Annotated in this window: 16 protein-coding genes; 9 read left to right on the top strand and 7 right to left on the bottom strand. The window is 27.2% G+C overall.

Features of this window, described 5'->3' with window-relative positions:
- Positions 1-249 precede the first annotated feature (249 nt).
- Positions 250-912 (bottom strand): DUF116 domain-containing protein, encoded by a 663-nt coding sequence (locus METOK_RS03290; RefSeq protein ID WP_013866813.1) that lies wholly within the window; start codon positions 910-912, stop codon positions 250-252.
- A gap of 127 nt (positions 913-1,039) precedes the next feature.
- Between METOK_RS03290 and comB the strand changes: the two genes are divergently transcribed.
- The gene (gene comB, locus METOK_RS03285) at positions 1,040-1,852 is read left to right on the top strand and encodes a 2-phosphosulfolactate phosphatase (RefSeq protein ID WP_048057860.1); all 813 of its coding nucleotides are present in this window, start codon (positions 1,040-1,042) and stop codon (positions 1,850-1,852) included.
- 69 nt (positions 1,853-1,921) lie between these two features.
- Here comB and METOK_RS03280 read toward each other — a convergent pair whose 3' ends face one another.
- The 5 genes from METOK_RS03280 to yhbY form a co-directional block, all read right to left on the bottom strand.
- Positions 1,922-2,077, bottom strand: coding sequence for a 50S ribosomal protein L39e (locus tag METOK_RS03280; protein WP_013866811.1), 156 nt, complete (start codon positions 2,075-2,077; stop codon positions 1,922-1,924).
- A gap of 114 nt (positions 2,078-2,191) precedes the next feature.
- Positions 2,192-2,788, bottom strand: a complete 597-nt coding sequence (locus METOK_RS03275; RefSeq protein ID WP_013866810.1) for a DUF7411 family protein — start codon at positions 2,786-2,788, stop codon at positions 2,192-2,194.
- A 63-nt stretch (positions 2,789-2,851) separates the two neighbouring features.
- On the bottom strand, positions 2,852-3,196 hold the full coding sequence (locus tag METOK_RS03270) for a DNA-binding protein (RefSeq protein WP_013866809.1): 345 nt from the start codon (positions 3,194-3,196) through the stop codon (positions 2,852-2,854).
- 51 nt (positions 3,197-3,247) lie between these two features.
- Entirely contained in the window at positions 3,248-3,694 is a 447-nt protein-coding gene (locus METOK_RS03265) for a 30S ribosomal protein S19e (protein ID WP_013866808.1), read from the bottom strand.
- Positions 3,695-4,017: 323 nt separating this feature from the next.
- A complete protein-coding gene (gene yhbY, locus METOK_RS03260) occupies positions 4,018-4,425 on the bottom strand; it encodes a ribosome assembly RNA-binding protein YhbY (RefSeq protein ID WP_013866807.1) in 408 nt (135 codons plus the stop codon).
- Positions 4,426-4,739: 314 nt separating this feature from the next.
- Here yhbY and mmp3 point away from each other — a divergent pair, with 314 nt between their 5' ends.
- The 5 genes from mmp3 (at position 4,740) to METOK_RS03235 (ending at position 10,426) form a co-directional block, all read left to right on the top strand.
- Positions 4,740-6,245: a methyl-coenzyme M reductase-associated protein Mmp3 gene (mmp3, locus tag METOK_RS03255; RefSeq protein ID WP_013866806.1), complete on the top strand. Its 1,506-nt coding sequence runs from the start codon at positions 4,740-4,742 to the stop codon at positions 6,243-6,245.
- A 295-nt stretch (positions 6,246-6,540) separates the two neighbouring features.
- A complete protein-coding gene (locus METOK_RS03250) occupies positions 6,541-7,713 on the top strand; it encodes a homocitrate synthase family protein (RefSeq protein WP_013866805.1) in 1,173 nt (390 codons plus the stop codon).
- Positions 7,714-7,834: 121 nt separating this feature from the next.
- Positions 7,835-8,398: a hypothetical protein gene (locus tag METOK_RS03245; RefSeq protein WP_013866804.1), complete on the top strand. Its 564-nt coding sequence runs from the start codon at positions 7,835-7,837 to the stop codon at positions 8,396-8,398.
- Between the two features lie 271 nt (positions 8,399-8,669).
- Positions 8,670-9,443 (top strand): ABC transporter permease, encoded by a 774-nt coding sequence (locus METOK_RS03240; RefSeq protein ID WP_013866803.1) that lies wholly within the window; start codon positions 8,670-8,672, stop codon positions 9,441-9,443.
- Positions 9,444-9,649: 206 nt separating this feature from the next.
- Positions 9,650-10,426 (top strand): ABC transporter ATP-binding protein, encoded by a 777-nt coding sequence (locus METOK_RS03235; RefSeq protein ID WP_013866802.1) that lies wholly within the window; start codon positions 9,650-9,652, stop codon positions 10,424-10,426.
- A gap of 40 nt (positions 10,427-10,466) precedes the next feature.
- On the opposite strand, the gene METOK_RS03230 is transcribed toward METOK_RS03235, so the two are convergent.
- The gene (locus METOK_RS03230; RefSeq protein ID WP_332247755.1) at positions 10,467-11,018 is read right to left on the bottom strand and encodes a CRISPR-associated endonuclease Cas6; all 552 of its coding nucleotides are present in this window, start codon (positions 11,016-11,018) and stop codon (positions 10,467-10,469) included.
- A 513-nt stretch (positions 11,019-11,531) separates the two neighbouring features.
- Here METOK_RS03230 and METOK_RS03225 point away from each other — a divergent pair.
- Genes METOK_RS03225 through METOK_RS03215 form a run of 3 tightly spaced genes read left to right on the top strand, consistent with a single transcriptional unit; the run spans position 11,532 to position 13,116 of the window.
- Positions 11,532-12,383 (top strand): PhoU domain-containing protein, encoded by an 852-nt coding sequence (locus METOK_RS03225; RefSeq protein WP_013866801.1) that lies wholly within the window; start codon positions 11,532-11,534, stop codon positions 12,381-12,383.
- 41 nt (positions 12,384-12,424) lie between these two features.
- On the top strand, positions 12,425-12,832 hold the full coding sequence (locus METOK_RS03220) for a CopG family ribbon-helix-helix protein (protein ID WP_013866800.1): 408 nt from the start codon (positions 12,425-12,427) through the stop codon (positions 12,830-12,832).
- 20 nt (positions 12,833-12,852) lie between these two features.
- On the top strand, positions 12,853-13,116 hold the full coding sequence (locus tag METOK_RS03215; protein WP_013866799.1) for an ATP-binding protein: 264 nt from the start codon (positions 12,853-12,855) through the stop codon (positions 13,114-13,116).
- Positions 13,117-13,176 lie beyond the last annotated feature (60 nt).

Below are 13,176 nucleotides of genomic sequence, written 5' to 3'. Positions count from 1 at the left end.
TATAATAAGCTGTATAATTTAGAATATATTAAAGTTTTTATATGTATTTATGTTTTTAATTCTTATTTTTTAATGTATTTTAATTTATAATAATTTAATAATTTAAGATATATATCAAAGATATATGCTATATAATATTAAAAGATTTTTATATGTTTATATATTTTTATTTTTTTATTATTCTTTTTATTATTCTTTTTTATTTTATTTTTTATTTATTATTTTCAATCTCCTATTTAGATATATCCCCTACTTTTTCTTATTATTGTCCTTTAATCGTCTCAATAACTCCTCAACATCAACAGATGTATTTATACATCCATCCTTTAATAATGGCTGACTTTGTGTGGCAATGCTCTTTCTTGAAAGGTAGTTCATACCGTGAAATGCATCGCTATAACAGGCTACTCCAAACACTCCATCGGGTCTTTTTTCCTTCAATATTCTTTTTAAGAATGTTGAGCCTGGAACTACATATACATCGTAGTTGTTTTCTTTTGCAGTTTTTATTATATCGCCTAGGGGACATTTACCACAAAACACGCACTGAATTCCATCAGCTCCTAACTTTGCAGGACATTTTAAATCCCTTAAACAATGCGGTAAAATTAAAACCTTATTTTTTGCTTTTTTAAATTTATCGTAATAATATTTATTGTAAAAATCCAATCCAATTTTATAAAATGTATCCTCTGTTCCAACCAAAAGGAATATTTTTAAAAGTATGGAATAGAAATTATCCATAATATATAAAAACAATTTTGGAAATATTAACCTATCTTTTTTTACAAGAAAATAGCTTAAAATTATGGCAGTTAATAATATTAATATACCTAATGCAATAAATATTAAAAAAATAACACCTAATAATTCAAAAATACCATTGAATATTGCCAATCCATCAAATACCATGAGTTATCACAATTATATTTTAATTTATATTTTAATTTATATTTTAATTTATATTTGCAGTTTATATTTATATATGATTTATATTAAATATCTTAATTTTAATAATGTTAATAATTTTGGTGATATTGTGAATATAAATATATCTCATAACTTTTATGGAGCTCCTATAACTACTTCATCACAGGATAATCTAATGCAAAATTTAGTCTATGATTTTAGAAACTTCTGTGTAATTGTTGTGGATGTTCTTAGAGCTTCTACAACGATTACAACTTTGCTGGAAATTTGCAATGAAATATATATAACCGATAGTATTGAAGATATTGAATTTAACCATAATAGTAATAATAGCAATATTAATAATAACAGTAATAACAACAGTAATAATTTTGTTAAGATAGGGGAAAGAAATGGGAAGAAAATTGAAGATTTCGATTTTGGAAATTCTCCATTTGAAATAAGATTGAATAAAGATTATATAATATCTCAAATAAACAATGGAAAAGATATTTTATTGACAACTACAAATGGAACAAGGATTTTGAAAAGTATTTTATCAGATAATATATTGATGGGTTCCATAACAAATGCAAAATATGTTGCAGAAGTTGCCTACAATATGGCAAAAGAAAATAAAAAGGATATATTAATAATACCATGCCATAGAAAAGGTACTTTTGCTATTGAAGATTATGTGGGTGCTGGAATTATTACAAAATATATTTTAAAACATTTAAATGAAACAAAACCCTATTATAATGAAGAGCTCATCCCTGTTTTAAATTTGGTTAAGTCAGATTGGAAATCCTTGATCTTCAATGGGAGCTCCGCAAATAATTTGAAAAATTTAGGATATTCAAAAGATTTGATATTCTGCACATCCGAAAATATCCAAAAAACCGTTGGAATATATAAGAGTGGTAAAATAGTCAAATATTAAAAATAATATTATATAATTATATATAAAATGGTATTATCTTTTATTTTTTAATTAATTTTCCTTATATTTTTATTTTTTAAGGTTATTTCTTCTCCAATTTCTCATTTTTGGGTGATTTCTTACTTTACCTTTGGTTTTTGCAACGGCAAATAAGGGAACTCTTCTGTTCTGTTTTAATGCTTTACCTAATCTTAATTTTTTAGCATGTGGTTTAATTGATGACATATATACACCTCTTTTTTATTTTTATCTTTTTATATTTTTTATGTTTTCATCGTTTATTTTATTATATTTTTATATTTTTATATTTTTTATTTTAATTAATTATTTATTTTATTATTATATTTTTTCTTTAAGACCTACAACTCTTGATTGTATATGTTTTGGGAAGTAATTTAGCGGATTTTCTCCTCTTAATTTTATCAATTCTCTTATCTCAGTTTCATAATCAGATTTTAATAAATCTTCACTTTCTTTTTCAGAGATGATAAAATAGCTATTAACAAGAGACCTGATGGTTTTATGACCAAATCCCATTAATGGAGTTATGTATTGAATTTTTTTTCTCATTTCAATACTTTGAATTTCTGAGTAGGATAATTTTGGAACCCTGTCATCTCTTCTTGTCCCATCTGCAATAATCTTATATTTATCGGATAATAGCTCTATAACAGTTTTATGGATATATTGAATGCCGTTTGATGGAAAACCATCTTTTAAGATGATATCTACGGATTTTTCAAGTATTTCTTGGTCTAAATATTCTACATTATGGGGAAGTGCCAATATTTTTGCGGTTTCTTGGGCATACCTGTAAGAATCAAGTATTCCAAAATTTACGGTTATAAGTTCAGGTTCATAACCAAGTTTTTTTAAAAGTATGGCAGATAATGAGCTATCTTTACCACCACTGAATAGAACATGAACCTTTTCCATATCAAAACCTTATTTAAATTTATATATCTTTATATATTTATGTTATTTATCTGTTTTAAATATCTATTTTCTAATAAATTTAATATCTTTCTTCTTAGACTTGCCCATTTCATATATTTTATCCAAAAGTAGTTTTAACTGCTCATCAGATACTGGAATTTGTAATCTTCCCATCTGAGCTAGCTGAATAAGTTGTAGTTCAACCTGTTCTGCGAATTCAGGTTTTACCATTCTAATTCTTGATAATCTCGCCCTTGCAGCTTCGGATAGAATCTGTTTAAGTATTTTTCTTTTTTGGAGCTCATATTGTTGTTGCTGTTGAAGTGCCTGTTCATCAACTCCGGCATTAGCAGCGGCTCTTTGCTGCATTTCTAACATTTTTCTTCTTTTTATTTCTTCAGGGTCCATAATTTCCCTCAGATGCTAAATAGTTTAGTTATACGAATATTTATTTAGTAATCAGTATTTTGACAATGCAGGAATTTCGCCAATTATCTCGTCTTTAACTTCTTTTGCAGTATTATTTAATAATGACTGTCCTTTTGCAGTAATTGCCCTACCCTCTCTTGTTCTTTTAACGAGCTCTAATTTTTCCAATGCCTGCAATGCAGTTCTCACAACATTACCGCTACCTTTTACGAATTTCTCAGGTTTGTGTCCTCTGTTCTTTTTTCCACCATAGGCACTTCTTAATTTTTCAACACCAACTGGTCCATTTGTATATATTTTTCTTAGAACAGAAGCACATCTTATATACCACCAGTCATCATTGTCAGGTTGTCTTTCTTTATGAGCTCCTGTTTTAACAAATGCTGTCCAAGAAGGTTCTTCGATATTCATTTCTTTTAATTTTTCTGCCAATTTTTCAATCAATTTTGTTGGGGGAACATCATATACTGTTGTCATTTAAACACCTCAATAAATTTTTATTCTTTTTTATTATTTCCTATTTTAGTTTTTATTATATTTTCATTATTTTTTATAATATTTTATAAGTTTTATAATAATATTTTTATATCCATTTAGATTAAATTATTTAATGATAAAACCTTTATTAAAATCGAGGCAATAGGTCTATTGTTATATATTATATCTCAAAATTTTTAAAATCCATAACCGGGCAATCTTTATTATAATTTTACAAACCACTATATATTATTTTCTATTATTATTATACTTTTCCCTTATTTTCAATTTATAATCATCGATATATTATATTTTATTATTTTCTATTTTCTAAGCTTTCGTCCTATTCTAAATTTTTCAAATTCTTCTATATATTTTTCTTTTTTTGGTTTTTTGGTAGTAGTATATTTTTTCCAGCCTTCTCTTGGTTTAAACAGTGTAATTACATTACCTACCAAACTTACTATTTCAGAGTTTGTTTCAATGGCTATTTTTTCTGCAATTTCTTTTTTATCGCTATGTTCTAATGCACCTTTCCTAATTTTGACTTTTATAAGTCCTCTATCTTTTATCTGCCTCTTGACTTCCATTATTACCTTACCCACTCCTTCTTTACCAACCCACACTACGGGGGTTATATTATGTGACTGAGCTCTGAGCATTTTTTTAGCTTTGGATGTTAGTCTTTTTTCATTGCTGTTTTTATCATTTATAGGCTCTTCTATTGTCATATTATATCCCTTATCTTTCTTATGTTAAGTCTTTCTTATATTAAGTATATCTATGTTAAAAGATAATTATTTGAAATATGTAAAATTAATATTAAAATACATAAAATATAAGTTAAAACATTTTTAAAATTATAAAAATAATTATGATGATTTTATATCCATTAAATTAAAATTAATTAAATAAGTATTATGATAATAATTTTATAACACATATTACATATATAATTTTTACATAAATCTTTTATATTGTATTAAGTTCTAATTATATTTAGTTAATTATATAAATATATGTTGGTTTATTGGAGTTGATAAAAATGGCTGAGGTATTAGTTAATAATACTAAGAAATCTGGAAAATTTCTTAAAGATGTGATAGCAGGAGAACCATACAAGATGGGGGCAAATATAGTAATTATAAAAGGAATAAAAAAAGAGGAAGAGAAAGAATCAAAAAAATATAAGATTACCACCACAAAAGGTTCTATGATAGTCGGTATCACGGAGAGCTCCGATACAGTGGAATTTTGGAATAAAAATTATAAAAAATTCAATGGAAAACACATAGGCTGGAAAAGTGTTTCTGATGTATCCTTTGGAAATATAACAATTGATTTGCCGATGAGCAATAAGGCTGAAAAATTCAAAAAATGGGATGTAATATTGGGTATTTCTGGATTTGATAAGACAGAAGGTTATATTATATTTATTAAAAAAGATACTCAAGAGGTTTATGGTATTGAAAATCCAAAAATTGGTATATTAATTGCTGGAAAAAGGGTTTTATCCGAATTAACCTCCGAGGATTATATAATATCCATTGAGCCAATAAGGGAATCAAGAGAAAAAATAGATTATTTAACAACAACAGACCTAAATATGGAGTTAGAGGACGGATGGAAAATATGGACATACTGTGAAGCAGAATTTGAAGGACCTTCAAAAACTGTGGAGCATGCCCTTGCATTAATGGAAGATGGTTATTTTGAAATTACAGAATTTACAAATACATTTATTGCAGATTGCAGATTGCAGACTCTAAGTATTGATGAGGATAATCTTGAAGATAGGAAAAGAGGAGCAATTACCGTTAGAAATATTGGGGCGGGAGTTGGTAAAGTATACATATACAAGGAGAATAGGGCATCTTCGTTATCCCACACCGTAGTGGGTAAAATAACCAAAGGTATAGAGCTCGCAGACTTTTCAGATACTGGTATCATATCTGTGGTATCAAAACCAGAACGATTAAATGCCATAGGAAAAACTCAAAAAGAAGCATCTGAATTATTTAAAAAGCATGGTATTACTCACAAAATGGAAGGTAATACCGATGAAAATGCCATAATAATAGAACAAAGTCCAGAATATACTTTGGATGTTTTGAAATCGAAAGAGGTAATTACAAAAGGTATATCCCCCGATGAATTATTGTATATTGAGATATACGATGATAAGGCACCTAATACGGCATGGTATTTTAGAAAAACTACGGGACTTACAACAAAAAATATAGGAACTTTAAAGGTATATTTCAAAACTGGGGATATGGTTATGTTTGAAAGAAATGATGAATATTCAAAAGGCTTATTGCCAGAAAATACCCCATCTGAAAGTCTTGAAGGAGGAGTTATTGGAGTAACCAATATGGTTAAAAGATATAAGGGATATATTGGTATAAGGTTAAGTCCAAATGATAAATATGGACCTACGGGAGAAACATTTGAAGGAACAAATATCGTAGGTAAAATTGTTAAAAATGGGGATATTATTAAAAAACTTAAAGCTAAGGATACACTGTATATATTGGAGGTAAAAAAATAAATCTAAGATTATATTATTAATGTTATATTATTATATTATTTATTATTAATTAAAATTTTATTTTATTATACTAATATTAATTATATTTACAATGACATTATTTTTTAATATTATTTATATATCTTATATGCATTGTATTTTTCATATTCTTTTTAATATTTCTTAGATTAAGATTAATATGATAAATAAATAAAACAAAGAGAAATAATATAAGAAATTTAAAAAATTTAAAAAATTAAGAATTGAGAAATATATCTTATATAATATTAATTTTATTTAATTATGGTGAAATAAAATGAAATGGAAAGAAGTATGCCCATATAATCCAAAATTAAATCTAAGAGACGCCTATATATATGATACCACATTGCGAGATGGGGAACAAACACCGGGCGTATGTTTTACAAAGGAACAAAAATTAAACATTGCAAGAAAATTGGATGAGCTTGGTATCAAACAAATTGAAGCTGGGTTTCCTGCGGTGTCAAAAAAAGAGAGGGAGATAGTAAAATGTATATCTAATGAAGGATTGAATGCAAAAATATTGGCACTATCGCGAGCTCTAAAAGATGACATTGATAAAGCCCTAAATTGTGATGTAGATGGAATAATTACCTTTATAGCTACATCTCCCCTTCATTTGAAATATAAACTTCATAAATCCATAGATGAAGTTGAGGAAATGGGAATGAATGCTGTGGAATATGCAAAAGACCACGGTCTTTTTGTAGCATTTTCAGCAGAGGACGCTACAAGAACACCTATTGAGGATTTAATAAGAATCCACAAGAATGCAGAAGAACATGGGGCAGATAGAGTCCATATTGCAGATACCGTAGGTGCAGGGACGCCTCAATCAATATATTATATATGTTCAGAATTAAGCAAAAATTTAAAAAAAGCACATATTGGGGTTCATTGCCACAATGATTTTGGTTTTGCAGTAATAAATTCAATTTATGGGCTTTTGGGCGGTGCAAAAGCTGTATCTACCACAGTAAATGGCATAGGTGAGAGGGCAGGAAATGCATCATTGGAGGAGCTCGTCATGGCATTGATGGTTTTATATGATGTTGATATGGAGCTCAATATATCTGTAATAAAAGAACTATCCAAAATGGTGGAAGAATATTCCAACATGCCAGTTCCTGTAAATAAACCAATAGTAGGGGACAGAGTATTTTATCATGAAAGCGGTATTCATGTTGATGCTGTGCTTGAAAATCCACTAACTTATGAGCCTTTTCTTCCTGAAAAAATTGGTCAAAAAAGAGAAATCGTGCTTGGAAAACATTCTGGATGTAAAGCTGTGGAATCTAAATTAAAGGAAATGGGTATTGAAGTATCCAGAGATAAATTATGGGAAATTGTTAAAAAGGTAAAGGAAACAAGAGAAGGCGGGGAGTATATAGATGATAAAACATTTAAGAAGATAGTTAATGAGTTATTAATAAATAATAGGCAATAATAAAATTATACTAAATTATAATTTATAAAATAATAAAAATATAATAAATAAATGTAATAAATTAAATTAAAATTATGATAAAACAGGGTATATTGTAATATAACTAAAATAGGTAGATTTTATGAAAAAGATTAAAATAATATTACTCACCTGTTCTGTGATATTGGCAGTTAGTTTATGTTCTTGTGTCGATAAACAGAGCTCAGGCCATTATAATAATGACAACTATTATAACAAATATATCTTTGTAAATATTAACAATACAACCATTACAGTGCCACTAAGAACAACATTGGGTGAGGCATTATCTACACAATTGATAAACACGACTAATAAAGATATACGGAATTATTATCTCAGTCATAAAATAATATATCTCCAATATAATGAATCTCTCCCAAGCGATGAAGGCGGCGTATCAATTGCTGATTTAGTATTTAAACTTAAAGCTCTTAATCAATATTATCCACATATAATTGTAGATAAAAATATATTTAATAATAGCACTGAGGCTTATATGGTAAAAAATAGCAATAAAACTATGGTTATTAATATTATAAGAGGAAACCGTAATGCAACAATTGAAAAATATAATAATATTTATATTATAGAGGGAAATTCATTAAAAGAACTTGATAAGGCAGAATCAAGGTTTGTTATTATTTTATATGGCTATCATAATTAATATTTATATTAATTTTTTATTTTATGTAGGATATTATATATAGTTATAAATATAATATCATGGTTATTTTTTGCTATTTATGATAATATAAATTTATATTTTAATAAAGTTTTTAAGTAATGATTATATTATACGACAACTATAATGTATAAAAAATAATAAAATATTAATAAAAATATTAAAAATTATAATAAAAACCTAATTTAATATTTTATTGCATGTATATTCTTCTAAAATATAAAATTGATATTAAATAATTGGGAGGTATCTTATGAAACTTCTAAAAATTCTAAAAAATTTAATTTTACCTATATTTGGTTTAGTTTTGTGGGAAGGGTTGGCGATATGGTTAAATAATCCCGTAGTATTGCCGAGATTGGAAGATGTTTTCAATGTTTTAATACATCCTCAGAATCCAATATTGGGAACAGGGGTTAATCTTGTAAGTAATACAATTATTAGTATTAAGAGAGTTTTATCGGGCTTTTTAATAGCAGGAATTGTAGCTGTTCCACTTGGTATATTAATGGGGTATTTCTCAATAATCCATGATTTATTTGATACATTCATAGAGCTCCTAAGACCAATACCACCACTTGCATGGGTTCCACTGGCTCTTGCATGGTTTGGAATAGGTGAAACATCCATGCTTTTTATTATATTTATCGGTGCGTTCTTTCCAATATTGATAAATACAATTGCAGGCGTAAAAAGTGTTCCAAAGATACTTATAGAATCAGTTCAGACCCTCGGTGCTAAGGAAAAGGACATACTTTTAAAAGTTATTATTCCTGCATCATCACCTGGAATTTTAACTGGATTGAGGGTTGGGGCAGGTATAGCTTGGATGTGTGTTGTAGCAGCTGAGATGCTACCAGGAAGCGATGCTGGTTTAGGATATTTAATTATGTATGCCTATTCACTCAGTAGGATGGATATTGTCGTGGCTTCAATGGTAATAATTGGTATAATTGGGTTATCCCTTGATAGGGGGTTGAGATATGTTGAGGATAGATACTTTAAATGGAAAACCATGATGAAATAATAATAAAATAATAATAAAATAATAAAAGATACTAATGATGAAAATGGATGTAATAAACGATAGATATATGGGTAATATGGATATAGTGAATAATAGTGATAATATATAGAAAGTAAATAACTAATGAATAGTTAATAAAAGAACCTATTATTATGTTATTTATAATTTATACATATTTTTGCATTAATACATAAATTGGTGTTTTTATGGCTGCTATATTGGAAATAAAAAATGTTGTTAAAAAGTTTATTACAGAAAAAAAGGAAGTTTTAGCAGTAGATAATGTGAGTTTTGAAGTTAAAAATAATGAATTTTTATCTATTGTAGGTCCAAGTGGTTGTGGAAAATCCACATTATTGAGAATGATTGCAGGGCTTGAAAAGCCTACATCTGGGGAGATGTTTATTGAAGGGAAAAAAATCGAAAAACCTGGTGCAGAAAGGAGTATGGTGTTTCAGCAATATACATTATTACCTTGGAGGACTGTTTTGGAAAATGTAGGTTTTGGTTTGGAAATAAAAGGAGTTCCAAAGGCAGAACGAAATGAAATATCAAAAAAGTTTATAAGGATGATAGGTTTGGAAGGCTTTGAAGATGCCTATCCCTATGAGCTCAGTGGAGGTATGCAACAGCGAGTGGCAATTGCAAGAACATTAGCAAATGACCCAAAAATTGTGCTTATGGATGAACCCTTCGGAGCTCTGGATGCCCAAACAAGAACAATACTTCAAAATGAACTTTTAAAGATATGGGAGAAGGATAAAAAAACAGTAGTTTTCATAACCCACAGTGTTGAAGAAGCCGTTTATTTATCAGATAGGGTAATTATAATGACTGCAAGACCTGGAAGGGTAAAGGATATTGTAGATATTAATCTTGATAGACCTCGAAAAAGAAGTAGTATGGAGTTTATTGAATATAAAAAAGAAATAGTTGATAAATTAAAGGATGAAGTGCTTAAATCGTATACCTATAAGGTATAAATATATAATGTAAATTCGATGTAAATTATTAAGATATATATTATTCAGACATACGCACCACTGAGCCAAATCCTTTTGATACCTTCCCTCCAATCCCAAAAAGATTTGGAATATCAAAATTAACTTCAAATTTTCCAAAAAATCCAATAAATTTTGTTTTTTTATAATTGACTGGAATTTCGTTATATTCTAATATATTAGCCTCTATTTTCTTATCAACGGTATAATTTAGATATTTGCTCATGGATAGTATATTTCCAATTATTATCCTTTCAAGCTTTTCTTTTCGCTTATTCTCATTTAATTTTTTATAACTTGAATAATTCTTTTCATTTAAAGCAATCCATGGAGATACAAATCTATATCTTTTTAAATTATCGCATACTCCAAAATCCTCAGATTTTACATAGATATAACCATCAACAACCTTATAAGTTTCATGATTTAGTTCTAATGTGCTGAGCTCTAATACTATATTTCCTAAGATATTTGCTCCCTCATTTAGTCCTATTATGTTGGCATTACCTCCTAATATTTTATACTGAATTTTAGGATATGAATATATAAAGCCCCCTCCACTGTGATTGTGCAATTCTTTATAATCATATTTATCAATTTATTTAAAATGTATCCTCTCAAATAAGGAGTTTGAGATTTTTTCAATGGTTTATCTGTTTTTAATTTATAATACATCGTCTTTAATTTCATATTTCCCCTCAATTAGATTATAATTATTAATTATTACAATATTATCATATTATCATCAACAACTTTAAATCCAGTTTCTATATCATAATATGTCTTATCAATTACATTTTATCCTTATTTTCATCTATTAAAATATCTTTTCCTTTCATACGTGGTATGGATATTACATATCGGTAAAATTCTTTTTTTATTTTCAAAATATATACTTTGAATAGCTATATTACAATAATAATGTATAATAAAAAAATAATATAATCATAATATATTATAATAAGAAAAAGATTTAAAAAAATAATAAAATAATAAAATTAAAATAATATAATAGGAATAAAAGAAATAAAAAAAGAGTTTTTATAAAAAATAAAAATAAAATAAAAAAATAAAAATTTGTGGTATAATGTTAAGAGGAAAAGAAGCCACGCTGGCGGCAATTATCAAAATTATAATTAAAGATGAACCAGAGACACAGGATGAAATTGCCCAAAAACTTAATATAAGCAGAAGATATGTTGCAAAACTTTTAAAACCATTAATGGAAAAAGGAGTTGTAATGCATCCTTATGTTGTTAATATGGATAAGTTATCGGAGCTCGGCATATACCAAGATATAGATGAACCGTTAAATAATATTATCGAAATGTTTGAAAAAATGGGCAATAATGTATTATTTAATTTGGATAAAGTGGTTAATGCACTAAAAACCCACAATTTAGAAGATGCAAAATGTATAATATTTCAAGACTATGCATTAAATAAAATGGAAGAAGAAATTCATTTATCTATTAAAATGGATAGTTTAAAATATTTGCCGATGGAACAGGCAATGCTGTTATCCTTAATTGCTTCAAATATTGAAAGATGCGGGGATTACATATCGAATATTGCCGAAGAAATTACAAATGGATTAACAATAAAGGATTATTTAACCAATAATGTTGATGAGATATTTGATATTATCAAAGAAATGTTTATAATTGCCATGGATATGGTGAAAAATAAAAAAATGAGTTTTAAAATATACGAATTAGAGGAAAATTTACATAAAAAATTGGATGAGATTATGAAAAATATTTCAGATAAGGGATGTAAATCAGAGGATATAAATTATTATATTCAATTTGGAATGTTTTTGAAGGATGTTGAAAGATTTGGAGATAGATGCATAAAAATTTTTGAGGCTTCAAGGGAATTTTATTATGGTGTTCCACATGATAATACACCAGAATATGTAAAAAATATAAAAATATAAAATTGTAAGAAAAATAAATTAATTAAGAAATAGGTAATAACATGGTAAATGTTGAAAGAATTAGCCTATCCTTTCCAAAGTTTCTTTTGAAGGAGATAGATGAAGTTGCAAAAACAAAGGGGTATTCAAGTAGAAGTGAGCTCATAAGAGATGCCACAAGAAAGCATATCTTGGAAAGTAATCAGTTAAATAAGGAGGGCACTATTAGTGGTATTATTATAATTGTATATACGCCGACAAAAAAGGCAATGGAATATATGAGTAAGGCATATTTTGAACATAATGATATAGTGAAATCAATAAATCAATCATATATAACCACATCTTGTGGAAAAAATAAAAAAGTAGAGATTTTTATTGTAGAGGGGAATTCGAAAGATGTTTCTAAATTTTATGATAAAATAAATAAAATAGATGGAAAAATATATGATAAAGTAGTTATTTTTTAAATGATTAAAAAGGCGATGTTATGTTTTCAAAAATAAAACATATAATATTTGGTGGGGATAATAAAAAAACTGAAAAAACTGAAAAGGAATTTAAAAAAGATAATGTATGGGGACCTACAATAGATTATACGAAATGCAAAAACTGCACATTATGTTATAAAGTCTGTGAAAATGGAGTGTTTGGCATTGTAAATGGGAGGGTAACAGTCATAAATAAATCCAACTGTGTAAAAGGATGTTCAAAATGTTTAAGCGTATGTAGATATGGGGCTTTGAGTTTTTAAAATCTTAAATAACATTATTTTTAATTTATTTCAATGATTGTACACTTCTATTTACTATTA

It is taken from the genome of Methanothermococcus okinawensis IH1 (assembly GCF_000179575.2).
In the GTDB taxonomy this organism is placed as follows: domain Archaea; phylum AGJL01; class Methanococci; order Methanococcales; family Methanococcaceae; genus Methanofervidicoccus; species Methanofervidicoccus okinawensis.
Note: the sequence above shows the minus strand (reverse complement) of the source record. Positions and strands in the feature narration are given on the sequence as shown.